Source organism: Microbispora sp. NPDC046973 (assembly GCF_040644495.1).
Lineage (GTDB): Bacteria > Actinomycetota > Actinomycetes > Streptosporangiales > Streptosporangiaceae > Microbispora.
On record NZ_JBEYWQ010000005.1, the window covers coordinates 252,630 to 275,148 of the forward strand.

General features: G+C 75.6%; 2 protein-coding genes. Both read left to right on the plus strand.

Features of this window, described 5'->3' with window-relative positions; genetic code table 11:
• Positions 1-6 precede the first annotated feature (6 nt).
• Positions 7-21,276, plus strand: coding sequence for an SDR family NAD(P)-dependent oxidoreductase (locus ABZ860_RS13470; RefSeq protein WP_357219422.1), 21,270 nt, complete (start codon positions 7-9; stop codon positions 21,274-21,276).
• On the plus strand, positions 21,273-22,514 hold the full coding sequence (locus ABZ860_RS13475) for a hydroxymethylglutaryl-CoA synthase (protein ID WP_357219425.1): 1,242 nt from the start codon (positions 21,273-21,275) through the stop codon (positions 22,512-22,514). Before ABZ860_RS13470 ends, ABZ860_RS13475 begins: the two co-directional genes overlap by 4 nt.
• Positions 22,515-22,519 lie beyond the last annotated feature (5 nt).

A 22,519-nucleotide genomic window follows, 5' to 3' on the forward strand; every position in this document is an offset into this window, starting at 1 on the left:
GCTTCGATGCCCGAGATCGAGTGTCGCCTGTCGCTGCGGCACGCCGACTTCATCATGCAGAACCACCGGGTGCACGGTGTGTCGGTGATGCCGGGAGTGACCTTCCTCGACATCGTCTACCGCATCCTCATCGCCAAGGGGTTCGACCACCGGCGCGCGGAGCTGCACAACGTGCTGTTCACCGAGGCGGTCGCCACGGCCCACGGCCTCGACCGGGAGATCCGCGTGCTCGTCGGCCCCGAGGAGGACGGCGTGCGCCAGGTGACCGGGGAGAGCCGCCCGGCGGGCGGCGACGACTCGTCCTGGCGGCGGAACTTCTCGGCCGAGCTCCGCTTCGCCGACGGGCCCCGGCCCGGGCGGCTCGACCTGGACGCCGTCAGGGCGAGGGCCACCGCCCGCCGCGACATCGCCGAGCTGTACGCGCAGGCCCGCGGCGAGCGAATCGAGCACGGCGCCCCCATGCGCTGCCGGGGCCCGCTGTTCCAGGGGGACGGCGAGCTGCTGGCCGAGCTGGACCTGGAGAGCGGGGGCCCCGGCCACGAGAAGGGCTTCCACCTGCACCCGGCGGCACTCGACGCGGCCTCCATCGTGGCCTACGGCCAGCGGCCGTCGCCGGGCGATCCGTTCATCCCGGTCTTCATCGAGCGTTTCCGCGCACCCCGGCCGCTGCGCGGCCGCTGCCACGTCCACGTGCCGTCGCCCGAGGAGTTCGCGCCCTCGGGCGACGTGGTCCACAACGACTGCTTCCTGTACGACGAGGAGGGGCTGCTCGTCGCGGAGTTCCGCAAGCTCACCTGCAAGCGGATCCGCCATCCCGAGCTGATCACCAGGCTGGTGGGCGGCGACGTCACGGCGCCGGCGAGGGAGAGCGCGCCGGCCGGCCGCCCGGACACGCGGGACGCGGCACCGGCGGGCGGCGAGACCGATCAGGCCGACCAGTCCGGCGTGACGGACGACCCGGTCGGCGAGACGGCCGGCCGCCTGCGCGAGCTGCTCGCCGGGCTGCTCGGCGTGGACCCCGCGGACGTCCGGACCGATGCCGGGTTCTACGAGCTCGGGCTCGACTCGGTCGCGATGCTGCGCATCAGCCGCGACCTGGAGGAGCTCGTCGGCAGCAAGCTCTACCCCACGCTGCTGTTCGAGTTCAGCGACATCGACAGCCTGGCCCGCCACCTGGTGGACACGTACGGGCCCGTGGCACGGACGGGCGGCGACGGCGGCGCGACCGCGGTTGAAACCACGACCGCGACCGCGACCGAGGCCGGGACCGGCACCCGGACCGGGCCGGCGCCCGCCGAGGGCCCGGCGCGCACGCCCGGCGAACACGGCGTCGCGGGGACGGCAGGGCGCCCGGACGCCGCGTCCGGCGAGGCCGAGATGACGTGCCTGGCTCCGGTGTGGGCGGCGTCCCCCGCCGCACCGACCGGCGAGCGCGGTGAGCCCGGTGAGCCCCATAAGCCCCGCGACCTCGTCCTCCTCGGGGGGACCGCGGACCTGGCCGACGCGCTGCGCGACGGGATCGACGGCACGGGCGGACGGGTCGTGCACGTGACGGCGGGCGAGGCGTTCGCCGTGGTCGACCGCGACACCTGCGAGACGCGTCCCGGCGACCGGGCCCATGCGCGCCTGCTGCTCGGCGAGCTGTCCAGGACCGCCGCCGCGCCGAGGACCTATGCCGTCGTCGCCGATCCCGGTGGCGACGCACGTCTCGCCGATGCGGAGGCGGCGGACCGGGACGGGCCCTACCACGCCGTCTGGGCACTGGCCGCCGCGCTGGCCGACCACCGCGTCACCGAGCCGGTCGACGTGCTGTACGTCCACGCGGCCCCGGACGGTGCGGCGCGTCCCGGGGACGCGGCGGTCGGGGCGCTGGCCCGCACCCTGTCGGCCGAGGTTCCGGCGCTGCGCTGCCGCCGGGTCGAGGTGGACGCCGACGAGGACGACGTCGAGGCCGTGGCCGCCGCGATCCTCGCCGAGGCCGCCGCCGGAGCGGACGCCGAGGGCGCGGCGGCGGACGCCCACGGGGAGGTGCTGTATCGCGACGGCGAGCGGTTCGTCCGCAGATACGCGGAGGTCCGGCCGGGCGGCGAGCCGCTGCCGTTCCGCGAGGGCGGGGTCTACGTGCTGGCGGGTGGAACGGGCGGGATCGGCGCCCTGCTGGCCGGTCACCTCGCCCGGCGCTGGCGCGCCCGCCTGGCGCTGCTCGGCCGGGGGCCGCTGCGGGCCGAGACGGCCACGCGGATGGCGGCCTGGGAGGAGGCGGGCGCGGAGGTCGTCCACCTCCGGGCCGACATCACCGACGCCTCGCAGACCACGGCGGCCCTGGACAAGGTGCGCGCGCTGTACGGCCGCGTCGACGGTGTGTTCCACTGCGCCGGCCTGGTCCGCGACGCGGTCTTCTTCGCCAAGGATCCGGCGGCGTCCGCGGAGGTCCTGCGTACCAAGATCGACGGCGTGGTCAACCTCGACCGGGCGACGGCGGACGACGACCTGGACATGTTCGTGCTGTTCTCCTCGCTGTCGGCGACCCTGCCCAACCCCGGCCAGTGCGACTACGCGTACGGCAACGCCTTCATCGAGCACTTCGCCCGGTCGCGGGCGGAGCGGTCCGACCGGTCCGGGCGCACGCTCGCGATCGGGTGGCCCTACTGGGCGGAAGGAGGGATGCGCGTCGCCCCGGAGGTGCTGGAGCGGGCCCGCGCGTCGTCGGGGCTGGCCCCGATGCCCACCGAGGTGGGGCTGCGCACGCTGGAGGAGGCGGGGGCGTACGACGAGGTGACGATCGCCGCCGTGTACGGCGACTGCGCGGCCGCCGGCCGGGCCCTCCCGGTCGCCGCACCCGAAGAGCCCGGAAGTCCCGGAGTCCCCGCAGAACCCGCAGGGGCCGGAGAGCGCGGCACGGCCCTGCCGGGCGGCGCGCGGCCCGGCGCCGTACGGGAGCGGCGAGCCCGCACCGGCACGGCGGGCGGCCGGGCGCAGCACCCCGGGCGGGGCGAGCAGACTCCGATCGCCGTCATCGGCATGGCCGGCCGCTATCCGCAGGCGCGGGACCTGCGCGCCTTCTGGCGCAACCTCGCGGGCGGGCGCGACTGTGTGACGGAGGTGCCGGTCGAGCGCTGGGACCACGAGGCGATCTTCGACGCGCGGCGGGGCACGGCGGGCCGCACGTACGGGCGCTGGGGCGGCTTCGTCGACGGCGTCGACCGCTTCGACCACGCGTTCTTCGGCATCTCCCGGCGCGACGCCGAGCGGATGGACCCCCAGGAGCGGCTGTTCCTGACGGTCGGCTGGCACGCCCTGGAGGACGCGGGCTACCCGCCGGCCACGCTCTCCGGCCTGCCGGTCGGGGTGTTCGTCGGCGTGATGTGGAACCACTACCAGCTCCTCGACTCCGCCGACGACGGCGTCCGGCCCATGGCGGTGCACTCGGCCATCGCCAACCGCGTGTCCTACACCTTCGACCTGCACGGCCCGAGCGTCGCCCTCGACACGGCCTGCTCGTCCTCGCTCACCGCGCTGCACCTGGCGGTCGAGAGCATCCGCCGGGGCGAGTGCGACCTGGCGCTCGCCGGTGGGGTCAACCTGAGCGTCCACCCGCAGAAGTACCTCCAGCTCGCGCAGGGCCAGTTCCTGTCCGACGACGGGCGCTGCCGCGCCTTCGGCCGGGACGGCACCGGTTACGTGCCGGGCGAGGGCGCGGGGGCCGTGCTGCTCAAGCCGCTCGACCGGGCCCTCGCCGACGGCGACCACGTGTACGGCGTCATCCGCGCCTGCGCGGTCAACCACAGCGGCCGGACCAGTGGCTTCACGGTCCCCAGCCCGGCCGCGCAGGCGAAGGTGATCGGCGAGGCCGTCAGGCGGGCCGGAATCGACCCCCGCACCGTGGGGTACGTCGAGGCGCACGGCACCGGCACCTCGCTCGGCGACCCCATCGAGATCGAGGGCCTGCGGCAGGCGTTCGCCGGCGCCGGGTTCGCGCCGGGCGCCCGCTCCGTCGGGTCGGTCAAGTCGAACATCGGTCACCTGGAGAGCGCCGCCGGCATCGCGGGCGTCACCAAGGCGCTGCTCCAGCTGCGCCACTCGGCTCTGGCGCCCTCGCTGCACTCCGCCGAGCCGAACCCGCACATCGACTTCGCGAACTCGCCCTTCCGCGTGCAGCAGCGGCTGGAGCCGTGGCCCGAGCCGGAGGGCGGCGGGCCCCGCCGGGCGGGCGTGAGCGCCTTCGGCGCGGGAGGCTCGAACGCCCACGTCATCCTGGAGGAGGCGCCCAGGCCGCCGCGCCGTGCCCGCCGCAGGGGGCCGCACCTGTTCGTCCTGTCCGCCCGCACGCGGGACGCGCTGCGGGAGTACGCCCGCGCCTACCTCTCCTTCCTGCGCCCCGGGGACGACGGGGAACCGCTGCCCGAGCTCGCCGACCTCGCGTACACGAGCCAGGTCGGCCGGACCCCCATGCCCGTACGGCTGGCCGTGCTGGCGGACGACATCGAGGACATCCGTACGGCGCTGGCCCGTTTCGTGGACGGCGAGCCCGGGGACGGCGTCCGGTCCTGGACGCCGGTGGAGACCGGAACCGCGACCGGATCGGTCACCGAGCCGGCCACTGAGCCGGCCACTGAGCTTGCAACCGGGGCGGCCACCGGTGGCGGCGTCCCGGCGGGCTTCGACCCCGTCCGGCTCTTCCGGGCCGGGAGATTGGCGGAGGTGGCCGCGGCCTGGGTCGGCGGCGCGGACGTGCCCTGGGCCGCGTGCCACCCCCGCCCCGCCCGGCGGGTGCCCATGCTGCCCGGGTACCCCTTCGCCGAGGAGCGCTGCTGGCTCGGCGACTGGCGGCGCGGCGGGGCCGAAGCGCCGGAGACCCTCGTGTCCCTCGCCGATTCGGAACCGGCCGGCACGGCCGATGCCGATGCCGATGCCGACGACGGCGGCCGGGCCCGGCGAGCGGCGGCGGCAGGCGGCCCGCGCCCGCTCTCCGTCCACGCGACGCTGCCCGAGCAGACGGCACCCGAGCAGACGGCGCCCGAGGTGACGCGGTTTGACGAGGCAGCGCCCGAGGGGACGGCGAGTGTGCCGCGTGAGGAGATCGTCCGGGCCATCGAGGACGCGCTGTGCGAGCAGCTCTACGTGTCCAGGCGGGAGATCGACCCGCGCACGCCGTTCAGCGACATGGGCGTGGACTCGATCACGGCGGAGCTGGTGCGCCAGGAGCTCGGCGAGCGCTTCGGCGTCGAACTCGACTCGGTGGCCGTCTACGACCATCCGACCGTCGAACGGCTCGCGGACTTCGTCCACGGACTGTGCGCTGAGCGTCCTGCTGCCGCGTCTCCCACGACCGCGTCTCCCACGACCGCGTCTCCCGCCACCGGGCCCGCCGCCCGCGCTGGCGGCCCGGAGGAACCTCCGCGGCCGAGGGCCGACGCGGCTGTCATGCACCCGGACGACGGCGTGTCTCCGGATGAGGCGCCGACCGTGGAGGCGCACGACGGCGGTGCGCCCTCTGACGGCGGTGCGGCGACGGGGAGCGCGGAGTCCGGCGGGACGATCCCGGACGGCGGGCCGCGAGGGGACGACATCGCGGTCATCGGCATGTCGGGACGCTTTCCCGGCGCACCCGACCTGGACGCCTTCTGGGCCGATCTGGCGGCCGGGCGCTGCGCCGTGACGGAGGTCCCCCGCGACCGGTGGGACGCCGACGCGTACTACGACCCCGACCGGACGGTTCCCGGCAAGTCGTGCAGCCGCTGGGCGGCCATGCTCGACGACGTCGACGCGTTCGACGCGGGGTTCTTCGGCGTGTCGCCGCTGGAGGCGGAGGCGATGGACCCCCAGCAGCGGTTGTTCCTGGAGGAGGCGTGGAAGGCCCTGGAAGACGCCGGCTACGCCGCCCCCGGCCCGGGCCGGCCGCCGCGGTGCGGAGTGTTCGTGGGCTCGGGCGCGGGCGACTACGCGCGGCTGCTCCAGGAGGAGGGCGTGCTCGACAGCGGGTACGGCTTCCTCGGCACCTCGCCCTCCATCCTGGCGGCCCGCGTCTCCTACCTGCTCGACCTGAACGGGCCCACGATGGCGGTGGACACCGCCTGCTCCTCCTCCCTGGTCGCGATCCATCTGGCCTGCGAGAGCATCCGCACCGGGCAGTGCGAGACGGCGATCGCCGGCGGCGTCGCGCTGATGCTGACGCCACAGCTCCAGGTGCGCTGCAGCCAGGTGGGCATGTTGTCGCCGACCGGCCGGTGCGCCCCGTTCGCCGCCTCGGCGGACGGCACGGTGCTCGGCGAGGGCGTGGGCGTGGTCGTCCTCAAGCGGCTCGACCGCGCGCTGGCCGACGGCGACCACATCCACGGTGTCATCCGGGCGACCGGCGTGAACGGCGACGGCAGGACCAACGGCATCACCGCGCCCAGCGCCACGTCGCAGACCGACCTGCTCACCGCCGTGCACCGCCGCGCCGGGGTCCGCCCCGACGACATCGGATACGTCGAGGCGCACGGCACCGGCACTCCGCTGGGCGACCCGATCGAGGTGAAGGCGCTCAGCCAGGCGTTCAGGACCGGCACCGACCGGGTGGGCTTCTGTGGGATCGGCTCGGTCAAGGCCAACGTCGGCCACACGACGATGGCGGCCGGGGTGGCCGGGCTCATCAAGGTGCTCCTCGCGATGCGGCACGGCAAGCTGCCGCCCGCCGTCCACTTCGACGGGCCCAACCCCAACATCGACCTCGACGGCAGCCCGTTCTCTGTGGTGCGCGAGCTGACCGACTGGCGCCCGGGCCCGTCCGGCAGCCGGGTCGCGACGGTGAGCAGCTTCGGCTTCAGCGGCACGAACTGCCACGTCGTGGTCGCCGAGCCGCCGCGGCCGGTGCCGCGTGCGGACCGTCACTCCTCGGACGAGGCTCACGTCGTCCCCATCTCCGCGCGCACCGACGAGGCGCTGCGCCGCCGGCTGGCCGACCTGGCCGACGCGGTCGCCGCGCTGCCCGCGTCGTACACGCTGGAGGACGTCGCGTACACGCTGGCCGTGGGCCGCCGTCACCTTCCCGTACGAGCCGCCGTCGTCGCCCGCGACCTGCCCGAGCTGGAGGAGCGGCTGCGCGCCCTCCTGCGTACGGGCCGGGCGCCGGGCTCCTTCCCGACCGGCGTGCCGGACGGCGCCGAGCCCGCCGAGGAAGCGGCCGCGGCAGCGGCAGGGGAAGCGGCGGACGAGGCGGAGCGGCTGGCCGCGGCCTACGTGCGGGGGGAGGCCGTCGACTGGGCGGACCGTCACCGCGGCAGGCGTCCCCGCCGCGTGCCGCTGCCGGCCTACCCGTTCGCGCGCGACAGGCACTGGATCGGCGGTCCCCGCTCCGACCGGCCCGCCCGGCAGGCGGCGGCGCACGCCGCGCCGGAAGGGCGGTCACGGGAGGACGCGTTCGGACTCGCCGTGCCCTGGCTCCTGCGCGACCACCGGGTGAACGGCGAGCCGATCCTGCCCGCCGCCGCGGCCGTGGAGGCCGTGGCCGGCGCCACCGCGCGGACGGGCGCCACGCCGCCCCTCACGCTGTCGTCGGTGCGCTGGCTGCGCCCGCTCGGGGCAGGCGACGGGCCCGTGCAGGTCGAGCTGGCCGCCGACGGCACGTTCGCGCTGACGGCCGGCGACCCGGCCGGCCCGTACGTCACCGGCCGGGTGTCTGCGGGGAACGGGTCCGCCGGCACCCTGGACCTGGCCGGCATCCGAGCCCGCTGCCGTGAGCGGCGGACCGCCGACGAACTGTACGGGACCTTCGCCGCCGCGGGGATCGACTACGGCCCGGCCTTCCGGACCCTCACCGAGGTCGCCCTCGGCCCGCAGGAGGCGCTGGGCACGCTCGCGAACGCCCCGGACGGCCCGCCGGTCGCGCCCCGGCCGGGTGAGGACCGCTTCACCGTGCATCCGGCGCTGCTCGACGGCGCGCTGCAGACGGCGGCCGCCCTCGTCGCGGACGGCGCGACCGGCCCCGCCGTGCCGTTCTCCGCCGACCTGGTCGACGTCCTCGCGCCGCTGACCGGACCCGCGTACGCGCACGTCACGCGGGACGGCGAGCATCGCTTCACCATCGAGGTGGCCGATCGCGACGGACGCGTCCTGGTGCGGCTGTCCGGTCTCGTCGTACGCCCGGTGCCGGACGCCCTGGACGGCATGCTGTACGTGCCGCGATGGCGGGAGGCCGGGCTACGGGAGCGCGTCCCGGCCGGCGCGGACGGTGCGGACGGCGACGGTGAGCGGCGAGTGCTGGTCGTCCACACGGCGGAGTCGGCCGCCCTCGCCCGCGCGCTGCTCGCGCTCCACGACGGCGGCCACACCCAGGCTCTGCCGCTGGCCGAACTCGATCCGGCGCGGCTCGACCCGCCGTACGACCGGGTCTACTTCCTGGCCGGGACGCGCCCCGGCGACGCCTCCGGGCATCCCGTCATGCTCGGCCTGTTCCGGCTGATGAAGGCCCTCATCGCGGGGGAGCGCCCCGAGCGGGGGACGCTGACGGTGGTCACGTCGGGCGCGGTGCCGTTCGACGGCGTGGAGGCGGCGCCGGCCGACGCGGCGGCACGCGCGGAGGCGGCCGGGCTGCTCGGCCTGGCCCGCACGTTCGGCGCGGAATACCCCCGATGGACCGTCACCTGCGTCGACCTGGGCGACGTGCCCGACCCCGATGCGGCCGCGCGTGCGGTGCGGGCGGAAACGGAGGGCGCGCCGATCGTGGTGCGCCAGGGAGAGCGCCGCTGGACGCGCACGCTCGTCCCGGCCCGGCTCCCCGCCACCGGCCTGCCGTTCCCGGACGGCGGGGTGTGCCTCGTCGTGGGCGGGGCGAGCGGCATCGGCTATGAGCTGAGCCGCCACCTCGCCCGTGCCCACGGCGCCCGCCTGGCGTGGATCGGCCGCCGCGAGCGGGACGCGGAGATCGAGCGCCGCATCGCGGAGATCGCCGGCCTGGGCGGCGAGGCGGTGTACGAAAGGGCGGACGTCTGCGATCCCGCCGCTCTGCGCGAGGCGGTCGCGCGGGTCCGGCAGCGGTTCGGGCCCGTCGACGGCGCCGTGCACTCGGCCGCCGTGGCGGCGGACCGCACCCTGGCCAACCTCGACGAGGAGACCTTCCTCGCGGCGCTGGCGCCGAAGAGGACGGGACTGGTCAACCTGCACGAGGCGCTGCGCGGGGAGCCGCTCCGCTTCCTGGTGCTCTTCTCGTCGGCCGCGACGTTCGTGGACACCCCCGGGCAGGCGGCCTACGCGGCGGCCGGGACCTTCGAGGACGCGTACGGCCTGCACCTGCGGGCGGCGGGGGCGGCCCCGGCTGTGGTCGTGAACTGGGGCTACTGGGGCGGCGTCGGCATGGGCGCCGACGATCGGCACCGGCGGCGCTTCGCCGACCTCGACGTGGGCTCCGTCGAGCCCGCCGAGGGCATGGCCGCGCTCGCGCGGATCCTGGCCGCCGGGGTGCCGCAGGCTCTCGTGGTGAAGGCCGGGCCCGCCGGACTGGCCAGGTTCGGCATCGAGGCCGCGACGCCCGCCACCGGGGAAGGCCGGCAGACCTCCGGGACCTCGGCGATCGAGAGCGCTCGCCAGGACGACGGTGCCACGGCGTCGGCGGCCGTCGACGCCGGGCCGGTGGCGCCCGCGGCGGGCGGCATGGGCGAGGCCCCGGCGCCGGCGGGTATGGGGCTCGACCGGCAGGCCCGCGACTACGTCAAGCGCGTCTTCGCCGAGGTGCTCAAGTTCCGCGAGGCGGACCTGGGCGAGCGCACCACGTTCGAGAACTTCGGCATCGACTCGCTGATCAGCCTGAACATCATCAACCGGTTCGAGCGCGACCTCGGCCCGCTGCCGTCGACCCTGCTGTTCGAGCAGCTCACGATCGAGCAGCTGGCCCGATACCTCGCCAGAGAGCACGCGGACCGGCTGAGCAGCATGCTCGCCCCCGAGCCCTCCGGCTCATCCGGGTTCTCCGAGCCCTCCGAGCCCTCCGAGCTCTCCGAATCCCCCGAGCTCTCCGAGCTCTCTGACTCGTCCTCCGACTCGTCCGAGGCGCCCGCGGCATTCGGGACCTCCGGGCCCCTCGCCACTCCGCCCACCGCACCCGCCACGATCCGGGCCGGCAGTGAGGACGGCGGCGGAGACGAGGCACGGCCGGTGGACGTGGCGATCATCGGGGTGAGCGGACGCTACCCGGGCTCGCCCGACCTCGCGGCCTTCTGGCGCAACCTGGCCGAGGGCAACGACTGCGTCACCGAGGTGCCCGCCGACCGGTGGGACTGGCGCCCGTACTTCGACCCGCGCCGCGGCCGGCCGCAGCGCACCTACAGCCGGTGGGGCGGGTTCATCGAGGGCGTCGACCAGTTCGACGCCGGGTTCTTCGGCATCCTGCCGCGCGACGCGGTGAACATCGACCCGCAGGAACGGCTGTTCCTCGAGACGACCTGGAACCTGCTCGAAGACGCGGGCTACCTGGGTGAGCACACCCGCGAACCGCGCACCGGCGTGTTCGTCGGCATCATGTACGGCACGTACGGCGAGCTGGGGGCGACCCAGTGGCCGCGGGGGCGCCTGTCGGGGGCGCACTCCGCCTACTGGTCGGTGGCCAACCGGGTCTCGTACTTCTTCGACCTGTCCGGGCCCAGCTTCGCGGTCGACTCGGCCTGCTCCTCCTCGCTGACCGCCGTGCACCTGGCGGTGGAGAGCATCCGGCGGGGCGAGTGCCGCATGGCCGTCGCGGGCGGCGTGAACCTCATCCTGCACCCCAACCACCACGTGTCCCTGTGCGCGATGAACATGCTGTCGGCCGACGGCGCGTGCAAGGTCTTCGACGCCCGCGCCGACGGATACGTGCCCGGCGAGGGCGTCGGCGCCGTGCTGCTGAAGCCGCTCGACCGGGCCCTTGCCGACGGCGACCGGATCTGGGGCGTGATCCGCGGCAGCGCCGTCAACGCGGGCGGGAAGACCGCCGGGTTCACCGTCCCCAACCCGAACGCGCAGGCCGAGCTGGTGTCGGAGGCGCTGCGCCGGGCCGGGGTCGATCCCCGGACGATCAGCTACGTCGAGGCCCACGGCACCGGCACCGAGCTGGGCGATCCCATCGAGGTGGCCGGTCTCACCCGGGCGTTCGGCGCGGCCGGTGACGACGGCGCGGGCCGGTGCGCGATCGGCTCGGTCAAGGCGAACATCGGTCACCTGGAGGCCGCGGCGGGCGTGGCCGGGCTGACGAAGGTGCTGCTCCAGATGCGCCACGGCACGATCACGCCCTGCGTCCACCTCGAGACCCTCAGCCCGAAGATCGACTTCGAGAGGTCGCCGTTCCTCCCGCCGTCGCGGGCGACGGAGTGGAAGCGGCCGGTGGTCGACCTCGGCGGCGGGCCGCGGGCCGTTCCCCGAAGGGCCGGCGTGAGCTCGTTCGGCGCGGGCGGCGCGAACGCGCACGTCATCGTGGAGGAGCACATGGAGAACCGGCCCCGGCTGCCCGACGACGGAGAACGGCAGCTCTTCCTGCTGTCCGCCCGCGACGCCGGACTGCTGTGCGCGTACGCGGCGCGGGTGGCGGACTTCGTGGACGACGACGCGGCGTGCGACGCCACGCTGCGCGAACTGGCCTACACCAGCCAGGTCGGCCGCCAGGAGATGACCGAGCGCCTGGCGGTGCTGGCGACCGACCGGCGGGGCCTCGCGGAGCGCCTGCGCGCGTACGCGTCGGGCGAGCCGCATCCCGACGTCGTCACCGGCAGGGCGGAGGGTGCCGGCACCCGGCTCCTGCTGGACGACGACGAGGGCGCGGAGTTCGTGGCCGCGCTCCTGGCCAGGCGCAGCCTTCCCAAGCTCGCCCGCGTGTGGGTGGCCGGGGCCCCGGTGGACTGGCGCGTGCTGTGGCCCGCTCCGGTGCCCCTGCGGGCGTCGTTCCCCACCTATCCGTTCCAGCGCCGCCGCTACTGGCTCGACCTGGACGGCCCGGTGGTGCCCGCGGAGACCGGTGCGGCCGACACCACCTCTGCGGCCGACGGGGACGCGGCAGGCGCCGCGTCCTCCGGCGGCGCGATGACGTCCGTGCCGCCGGGCGAGCCCGGTTCCGGCTCCGCGGAGAGGGCACTCCTGCGGCTGGACGGCGGCGAGCCGCACCTGACGGATCACCGTGTCGGCGGGGCGCGCTGGCTGCCGGGTGCGGCGGTCCTCGAACTCGTCCGCTCGGCCTCCGGCCCGTCCGGCGCCGCCGTAGCCCTGCGCGACGTGCGCTGGCACCGCCCGATCACCCTCGAATCCGGCGTTCGTGAGGTCTCGGTCCGTTTCATTCCGGAGAAGGACGGCCGCCGGTTCCGGGTGCTCGGACCCCGCGGAGACGGCGCCGCGTACGCCGAGGGCCTGCTGGCCCCGCTCGCCGCCGCGGCCCCGGCCGGTGACGGTGTGACCGGGCCGGAGGCGGTTCGGCGCGACCCCGCGCAGGCGCTCGACCTCGGCGCGATCAGGTCCCGGTGCCGCCGGGAGGTCGACGTCGCGGGCTTCTACCGCGAGCTCGGCCGGGCGGGTCTCGACTACGGGCCCGGGCTCCGCGTCGTCTCCGCCCTGCATCTCGGCGACGGCGAGTGCCTGGCCCGCCTCGCCGTGCCCGCCGCGCCCACGGTTCCCACGGTGCCGGCCGCGCCCACGGTGCCCACGGTGCTGACGGTGCCCGCCGCGCCCGCCGTGCCGCGCTCGGCGGCGGCCCGGGACGCCCTGACCGCGACAGCCGTACCGGACTCGCCGGCGGCGGAGGAGACGGGCAGGGCCGGGGCCGACGAGGGTGACGGCGGCCTCGCGCGTCGGGCCGCGCTCCTGGACGGCGCCTTCCAGGCGGCCGCCGCGCTGGTCGAGGGAGCGACGGGTTATGTCCCCGTCGGGCTCGACCGGGCCCTGTGCCCGGCCCCCCTGCCGCCCGTGTGCTGGGTCCATGTCGCCGAGACGGCCCCGGACGATCGGGGACGCCGCCGGTTCGACCTGCGGATCGCCGCCGACGACGGCGCCGTCCTGCTCGCCGTGGACGGACTGACCGTCGCTCCGGTCGGGCAGCCCGCCTCCGGAGGGACCGGCCCGGCCGGCGACTCGGGTGACGGCGGGTCGCAGAGCGCCGGCTCTCTCGGCACTGCCCTGGCGAGCGCCGACTCCGGCACCGCCGACTCCGGCGCCGCCGCCGTCGCGCCCGCCGCCGCGTCGGCGGCCCCAGGCGGTACGGGGGCCGCCGGGTGCCGTTATCTGCGTCCGGTCTGGCGTCCGGCCGGTCCGGTGCGCCAGGGCGGCTCGCCCCGCGTGGCCCTGCTCGACGTCGCGGACGAGCCCCTGCGCCTGGCCGTGGAGAGCGAGCTCGTGGGACGCGGTGTGACCTGCGTGTCCGTGGTCGCCGGAGCGGACTACGGGCGGCGCGACGACGGGGTCTACACGCTGGTCCCGGGCCACCCGGACCACTGCCGGCGGCTGATCGGCGACCTCGCCGGTCGCGGCCTGCTGCCCGACGCGTTCCTGCGTGTCCCGGCCGCCGAGGCTCCCGATGCGTCGGCCGACGTGCGGGAGGGGTTCCATGCGCCGTTCTGGACCGCCCTCTCGATCCTCGGGCGGGACGGCGGAGCCTCGCTGCGCGCCGTCGTGGCGCACGCGGGCGGCCCCGGGCTGATCCTCCCGGCGTACGCCGCCGTGGCCGGGACCCTGCGGACGCTCGCCCTGGAGCACAGCCGCTTCACGGCCGCCCGCGTGGAGTTCGATCCCGGCACGCCCGGCGGGCGGCTCGCCGCCCTGCTGGCGGAGGAGCTCTGCGCCGAGGCCGGCGGCGTCACCGAGGTGCGGTACGACGGCGCGGGACGCCAGGTCCGCGAGCTCGAGGACTTCACACCCGCCGGCGTCGCCGGTCTTCCGCTGCGTCCCGGCGGCACCTACCTGATCACCGGGGGAGCCGGCGCCCTCGGGCTGCTCGTCGCCGAGTTCCTCGCCGGGCACGGTCCGGTCAACCTGGTCCTGACCGGCCGCTCCCCGCTCGACGAGACGCGCCGTGCCCGGGTCGAGGCCCTCGATCGCGGGGGCGTGCGGGTGCGCTACCTGCCCGCCGACATCGCCGTACGGTCCGACGCCGAGCGCCTGCTTCAGCAGGTGCGGGAGGAGTTCGGCGGGCTCCACGGCGTCGTCCACGCGGCGGGCGTCACCCGCGATGCCCGGGCCGTGCTCAAGACGCCGGGAGAGGTCGCCGAAGTGCTGGCCCCGAAGATCGACGGGGCGCTCCACCTCGACGCCCTGACGAAGGACGACCCGCTCGACTTCTTCGTGCTGTTCTCCTCGGCGACGGCGGAGATGGGCAACCTCGGCCAGGCGGACTACGCGTACGCGAACGGCTTCCTCGACGCGTTCGCCCGCCACCGGGAGCGGGAACGGCTGGCCGGGCGGCGCGCGGGCCGCACGGCCGCGATCGGCTACCCGCTGTGGCGTGAGGGCGGCATGGCCGTGGACGAGGCGACCGAGCGCCTGATGGCCCGTCACTGGGGCATCGCGCCGCTGAGCACGTCCGCGGGACTGGAGGCGTTCCGCCGGGCGCTCGCGGGGGACGAGCCGAGCTTCGTCGTCTTCCAACCGGCGGTCGCCGCGTCCGCGGGCGGCCCCGGCGCGCCGGAGGCGTACACGCCGTCGCACGTGGGGCACGCGGCTTCCGGCGGGGCTGACGGCGGGGCACCCGGGCACGCCTCGTGGGAGGGCGGAGAGCAGGGCACCATGGGTTACGCGGCTCACGTGGAGCGCGACCTGCGCGCGGTGGCCGCCCGCTTCCTGCTGGTGGACGAGTCGGAGGTCGATCCGGACGCCGACCTGATGGAGCTGGGCTTCGACTCGGTCTCGCTCACCGAGCTGATCAACGAGGTCAACGAGCGCTACGCGCTCGACCTCCTGCCCACCGTCCTGTTCGAGTGCCCCACGCTGACCGGCTTCGCCGCCTACCTCGACGACAACCACCGGGCCGAGCTCGCCGCCCGCTACGCCGGTCCGGAGCGGCCCGCCGGCGAGAGCACGGACCGGCCGATCGCCGGCGCGCCCACCGCCGCAGACGCAACGGCGCGGGCCGAGGCGGACGCAGCCGCCTCCCCGGCCCCTGAGCCGGAGACGGCGGCCCACGGCGAGCGGCCAGAGGAATCGGAGGGACCGGAGGGGCCCGGCGAGGGGGACGGCGTTGTACGGGAACCCCGCGGCGGGCGCGGGCCGGTCGAGGTGGCGGTGGTCGGCATGGCCGGGATGCTTCCCGGATCGTCCGACCTGACCGAGTTCTGGCGGCACCTGGTGCGCGGCGACGACCTCGTGGGCCCGGTGCCCGACGACCGTGCCGACCTTCGCGCGGACGATCGGACGCGGCACCTGCAGGGCGGCTTCCTGGACGACGTCGCGGCGTTCGACGCCGGGCTGTTCGGCATCTCGCCCGCGGAGGCGGCGCTGATGGACCCCCAGCAGCGGCTGTTCCTGCAGGCCGTGTGGCGGGCGATCGAGGACGCCGGGCACCGGCCCTCGGAGCTGGCCGGAACCGCGACCGGGCTGTTCGCCGGAGTCGCGACCTCCGACTACGACGCCCTGCTCACCCGGCACGGCGTGCCGGTCCGGGCCCACATGGCGACCGGTGTCGCGCACGCGGTGCTGGCCAACCGGGTCTCGCACCTGCTCGACCTGCGCGGCCCGAGCGAGGCGGTGGACACCGCCTGCTCCAGCGCCCTGGTGGCCATCCACCGCGCGGTCCGCGCGATCCAGGCGGGGGAGTGCGAGACGGCCCTGGCCGGCGGCGTGAACGTGCTGCTCAACCCGGACGTGTTCGTCGCCTTCACCCAATCGGGCATGCTCAGCCCGGACGGGCGATGCAAGACGTTCGACGCGGCGGCCGACGGCTACGTACGCGGCGAGGGCGTCGGCGTCGTGATGCTCAAGCCGCTCGACCGGGCGCTCGCCGAGGGCGACCACGTGTACGCGGTGGTGCGCGGCACCGCCGCCAACCACTGCGGCAGGTCGGCGTCGCTCACCGCGCCCAACCCGGAGGCGCAGGCCGACGTGGTCGTCCGGGCGCACCGGGAGGCGGGCGCCGACCCGGCCACGGTCACCTACATCGAGGCGCACGGGACGGGCACCCGTCTGGGCGACCCCATCGAGATCGAGGGCCTGAAGAAGGCGTTCACCCGGTTGTACGAGGACTGGGGCCGCCCGATGCCGCGGACCCCGCACATCGGCGTCGGCTCGGTCAAGACGAACATCGGCCACCTGGAGGCGGCGGCCGGCATCGCCGGGGTCCTCAAGGTCCTGCTGGCCATGGAGCACGGCGAGCTGCCCGCGACCCTCCACCGGCGACAGGTCAACCCCTACCTGCGGCTCGACGGAACGCCGTTCCACCTGGTCGACACCGCCCTGCCCTGGCCCGCGACCTCCGGCCCGGACGGGCGGCCGATCCGGCGCGCGGGCGTGAGCTCGTTCGGCTTCGGCGGATCGAACGCCCACGTCGTGCTGGAGCGGGCGGTGACCCCCGCGGAGGAGGAGGCGGGGCCGTCGCCGGCCGGACCCGAGCTGTTCGTGCTGTCCGCGCCGACCCGTGAGGCGCTGCGCGCGTACGCGGCCCGGCTCGCGGGCTTCCTCGGCGAACGGCCCGGCCTGGAGCTGTCGCGCGTCGCGTACACGCTGCAGGCCGGCCGGGAGGAACTGCGCGAGCGGCTCGCCGTAGTGGCGGCGGGCCATGAGGAGCTCGTGTCGGCGCTGCGCGCCGCGGCGGCAGGTGAGACGGCGGCGAGGGACACGGCGCCCGGCGGCCACGGTGTGTTCCATGTCGGCACCGCCGCGCGGAACGCCGGTCCCTGCGACGAGGAGGACCTGGACGCGCTGGCCCGCGCCTGGGTCGCCGGGGCGCGGGTCGACTGGGCCGCGCACAGGGCCCGGCGGGCGGGCGGCGGCGCCCGGCCGCCGCGCAGGCTGCCGATGCCGAGCTTCCCGTTCAGCCGGACCAGGTTCTGGTTCACCCGAGAGGAGTCCCGTCCCGCCGCGCAGGTCACCAGGGAGGTCACCACGGACGTCACGGAGGTTGCGGTGCAGAAGCCGAACCAGCACGTACGGCACAGCATGGGGCCCCGGCCGGCCCGACGGGCCCGGGTGCGGCTCGCCCCGCCGGACGCCGCGCGGGGACAGGAGAACCCCGCCCGGACCGGCGAGCCCAGGCAACGCCCCGAGCCCGCCATGAGAGGCACGGCGACCGCCGACGGCGGCCGGCCCGCGCCGAGCGAGCCCACCGCCGCCCCGCCCGTCCCCGAGGAGCCCGCCGCGCGGCCGGTGGCCGTCGCGGCCGCCGTGCGGGTCACGGCCGAGGCGGCGGCGCCGGTGACGCGGAGCATCAGGGAACACCTGGGGCGCATCCTCGCCATGCCGGCCGAGGAGATCGAGGGCGACCGCCCCTTCGCCGAGCTGGGTCTCGACTCGATCTTCCGGATGGACCTCGCCCGCGTGCTCGGCGCCGAGTACGGCCTGGAGCTCAAGGCCGAGGACATGTACGAGCACGACAGCGTCGACTCGCTCGCCGCGCACATCACGTCGCTGACCGCGCCGCCCGGGGACCGGCCCGCCCGGCCCGCGCCCGCGCCCGCCGTCCAGGGAACGGCTGCGGAGCACGGCGACGACGGGGCAGCCGCCGAGCGGGCGGTGCGCGACCTCGTCGAGGGCGTCATCCGGCGGCCGCTGGACCCGGCGCGGAGCTTCGAGCACAACGGGCTCACGTCGTTCGACATGCTGCGCGTGATCAGCGCGCTGGAAAAGCGGCTCGGCGGGCTGCGCAAGTCGCTGCTGTTCGACCGGCCCACGCTCGCCGAGCTGACCCGCTGGCTGCGAGACACCTTCGGGGCCGCCGCCGTCGCCTCGCTGGCCCCCTCCGGTGATGACGCCCCCACCGGCGGCCCGGGTCGCGCCCCCACCGGGGCACCCGAGGCCGCCATCGCAGGAGGCGCGGCGCGGGCCGCCGGGGCGCCGGCCGAGGAGGAGGGCGGGCCGCTGATCGTCCCGCGTGCCGCCGTCACCGAGCGTCCCGGCCTGCGGGACCTGGTGGCCGACCTGGAGCGGCGGTATGCCAAGGAGACCGGCCTCGCGGGCCGGGACATCGCGCCGTTGCTGTTCCTCGGCTCGTCGCGCCAGGGGTTCTTCACGTTCTCGCGCCGTGACGACGACCTCTTCTCCTGGAGCTACGTCGGCTCGGACGAGTACTTCACCGAGCTCGTGGCCAAATACCTGGACTACGCGCGCGGCCACGGCCTCAGGGCCAGCTTCCTGTCACTGCGCCGGCTGGAGGAGGCGGGGGGCCACCGCCTGACCGCCACGCCGTTCGGCGCGGTGCAGCGCCTGGAGGACCTGAGCCGGTTCACCTTGAAGGGCGGCCGGATGAGCCGGCTGCGCTACATGGTCCAGCGGTTCGAGCGCAGCGGCTCCTGCCGCACGGTGGAGTACCGCTCGGGCTCCGACCCCGCGACGGACCGCCGGCTGGCCGAGCTGGTGGACCGCTGGGCCGGCGGCAAGCAGATGACCAACCCGTACGTCCGCAGGGTCCGCGAGGAGATCCGCGAGGGCCTGCTGAACGAGCGGCACCGGGTGTTCCTGACCTACCTGGACGACGCGCTCGTGAACGCGGTGGTCGTGACCCGCATCCCGTCGGAGAACGGCTACCTGCTCGACGTGGAGTTCTACCCGGCCGACGGACCGCTGGGCGGCCTCGAGTACGCGATCGTGAAGATCATCGACGTGCTGGTGGCCGAGGGGTGCACGCTGTTCAGCTTCGGCGCGAGCTTCGGGGCCAAGGTGTGCGATTCGCCCAACGCCGCGCCCGAGGTCGAACAGGGCCTGGAGGAGCTGCGCGGCGCGGGGATCTTCGGCACCGGCAACTTCCAGTTCAAGAACAAGTTCCGGCCCGTGAACGTGCCCCTCTACCTCTGCCAGCCCGCCGACGGGCCGCGGACCCCGGTCGCCGACGTCATCTTGATGATCGCCGACCCCACCATGCCCGCCGACCCCACCATGCCCGCCGTGCCCGCCGACCCGCCCGTGCCCGCCGAGCCGGCCGTGCTCGCCGACGTCACGCCACCCGCCGCCTCCGGCGGCCCGGCCGAGGGCACCGCACCCGCCGCCGGCCCGGCGGCCACGCCCGCGGAGCGGGAGGCGCTGCTGGCGGCCCACGGGCACAACCCGCTGCGGCTGCCGTCCGGGGCCGTCGAGTTCGACCTGGTCACCGACTCGTGGGCCGAGCGTACGGACGAGGCGGTGGTGCGGCGGGTCGAGGAGCTGATCCACCGGGCCGCCGAGCCCGGCGCGGGCGACGGGCTCACCCCGCCCTGGCTGCCGTTCGAAACGGTCGTCGCGGCGCCGTCCGGACGGGCGGCCGAGGCGCTGCTGTGCCGGTCGTGGCCGGGACGGCGCGGCGCGGTGCCGCACAACGGGCTCTTCCCGACCCTGCTGTTCAACCTGGCCGACAACGGCTTCGACCCCGTCCCGGTGCCGTCCGCCTCCGGCGGTCCTTTCGGCGGCGACCTGGACCTCGCCGCCCTGGACAAGGCGCTGGAGGCCGGGGAGACCGCCTTCGTCGCCGTCGAGCTGACCGGCAACGCCGGAGGCGGCGCACCGGTGTCGGCGGCCAATCTCCGTCAGGTGCGGGAGCGCGCCGCGGCGCACGGCGTGCCGCTGGTCGTCGACGCGACCCGCGTGGTGGAGAACGCCGTGCTCGTGGCCGAGCACGAGCCGGGACACCAGGGCCGAGGAGTGTGGGACGTGGTACGCGACCTGCTCACGTCGGCGGACGTCGTGACGATGAGCGCCACCAAGGACTTCGGGGTCCACGCGGGCGGCCTGGTGGCGACCCGCCTGCCCGAGGTGGCGGCGCGGCTGCGGGAGGAGGCCGAGCTGCGCGGGCCCGGTCTCAGCCTGCTCGACCGCCGGGCGCTGTCCCTGGCCCTCGCCGACCGCGAGGGCGTGCTGAAGCTGGTGCGCCAGCGAATGCGCGGCGTGCGGACGCTGTGGCGGCGGCTCGACGCCGCGGGCGTGCCGCTCGCCGGGCCCCCCGGAGGGCACTGCCTGCTACTCGACCTGTCCCGCATGGACCGCCTCGCCGGCCTGCCCCATCCGGTGCCGTCGTTCCTCGCCTGGATGTTCCGCGAGACCGGCGTGCGCGGCGGGCCGCACCTCGCGGGCGACCGGCTGGTCCGGCTGGCCGTCCCCCTGGGGTACGGCAAGGCCGAGATCGACGTCGTCGCCGAACGGCTGACCGGGCTGTTCGGGTCCGCCGCCGAGGTGCCGCGCCTGGTGACGGCCGAGGAGCCGGTCACGGCCCTCGACGCCGCCCGCGCCGCCTACCGTCCCGCCGGGGAGGTGCCGTCCGACATCCAGGACGTGCTGCGCGAGGGCTACCGCCCGGCCGACCAGAACTGGGCGGCGGTGCGGGAGGCCGCTCCCGGCGTCCGGCGCACGCTCGTGCCGTACGGCGGGGGACAGGTCGAGGTGCTCAGCGCGGGCGAGGGCCCGACGCTGCTGCTGATGCATCCGTTCAACATGGGGGCCGGGGTGTTCGCCCGGCAGTTCCGCGACCTGGCCGGACGGTGCCGGGTCGTGGTGATCCACCATCCCGGGGTCGGCGCGACCACCGCGGACGGCGACATCAGCCTCGACGGCATCACCGCCCTGCACCTCGACGTGCTGCGCCGGCTCGGGGTGGAATTCCCGGTCCACGTCGCGGGCGCGTCGTTCGGCAGCCTGCTGGCGCAGAACTTCGCGTTGCGGCACCCCGAGGCCACCGCGTCCCTGTCGATCATCTGCGGGTCGTACAAGTACGCCAACCGCGCCGGCGCCGTCAACCGGCTGGAACGCGTCGTGGCCGAGGACCTCGACCACATCGTCGCCGGATCGGGGTCCGCCCGGATCCGCGAGCAGCGCGACGGCCTGGAGGCGGCGCTGCTGCGCTGCGAGAGCATGGACCCGCGGATCGGCCTGCGCTACCTCGACGTCTTCGCGGCCGAGCCCGACCTGCTGGGCCGGCTGCCGGGCATCTCGGTGCCGACGCTGATCGTCCAGGGCCGCCACGACTCGGTCATCCCGCTCAAGACCGCGCATCTGCTGCACGGCCTCATCCCGGACGCGCAGTACGTCGAGATTCCCGACGCGGGTCACTTCCCCTGCGTCACCCACCCGGACGAGGTGAACCGCGCACTGGCCGGCTTCCTCCGCCTCGGAGCCGGTGACGAGCGCCCCGGCGCCACGGGGCGGACCGCATCGATCGAGGAAGGGGAGGGCCGACGATGACAGACCGGCTCACCGGCATCGAGTCGCTCAACGTGTACGGCGGCGTGGCCTGCGTGCCGGTCGCCGAGCTGTTCGCCGGGCGGGGGCTCGACGCCGGCCGGTTCGGCAACCTCATGATGGCGCGCCGCGCGGTGGCGCTGCCGTTCGAGGACCCGGTGACCAACGCGGTCAACGCCGCCGCCCCGCTGCTGGAGCGGCTCGGCGAGGAGGAGCGCGACAGCGTCGAGTTCCTCATCACGGCCACCGAGTCGGGGGTCGACTACAGCAAGTCGGTCGCGTCGTACGTGCACGAGCACCTCGGCCTCGGCCGGCACTGCCGGCTGCTGGAGGTCAAGCAGGCGTGCTACTCGGCGACGGCCGCGCTGCGCCTGGCCGCCTCCTACGTCGCGTCGGGCGTCTCGCCGGGCGCCCGCGCGCTGGTGATCGCCACCGACGTGGCGCTGGCCGACGAACGGGCGGAGTACGCCGAGCCGGCCACCGGCAGCGGCGCGGTCGCCATGCTGGTCGGCGACGACCCTCGGGTGCTCGTCCTCGACCCCGGGGCCTTCGGCCTCTACAGCTTCGAGACGCTCGACACCGCCCGGCCCTCCCCGGCGTACGACATCGCCGATGTGGACCGGTCGCTGCTCGCCTACCTGGAGTGCCTGCGGGAGAGCTTCGCCGACTACCGCGCCCGGGTCGAGGACGTCGACCTGATGACGACGTTCGACCTGCTGGCGCTGCACACGCCGTTCGCGGGGATGGTCAAGGCCGGGCACCGCAAGCTGCTGCGCGAGTTCACCGCGGCGACCCCGGCCGAGATCGAGGCGGACTTCGAGCGGCGGGTGGGGCCGTCGCTGGCCTATCCCGGCGAGGTCGGCAACCTCTTCTCCGGCTCGCTCTACCTCGCCCTGGCCGGCGCGCTCGACACCGTACGGCCCGCGGCGCCCCTGCGTGTGGGCCTGTTCTCCTACGGCTCGGGCTGCTCGTCGGAGTTCTTCAGCGGCGTGGCCGACCAGAGGTCGGCCGAGGAGGTCGCGGCCATGGACATCGCCGGACGGCTGTCGGCCAGGGCCGAGCTGACCTTCGCCGAATATCTGGAGGTGCTGCCGGAGAACATGCGCTGCCTGGTGCCCGAGCGCGACCGGAAGGTGGACGTGGCCGCCTACGAGCACCTGCTCGACCGGTGCGCCGACCGGCGCCCGATGCTGGCCCTGCGCGCGGTGGAGGACCACCACCGCCGGTACGAGTGGATCTGAAGGGA

Excerpts from the sequence above, each read along its gene's own strand:
- ABZ860_RS13470 (WP_357219422.1), top strand. The coding sequence starts at position 7 with ATGCCCGAGATCGAGTGTCGCCTGTCGCTGCGGCACGCCGACTTCATC.
- ABZ860_RS13475 (WP_357219425.1), top strand. The coding sequence starts at position 21,273 with ATGACAGACCGGCTCACCGGCATCGAGTCGCTCAACGTGTACGGCGGC.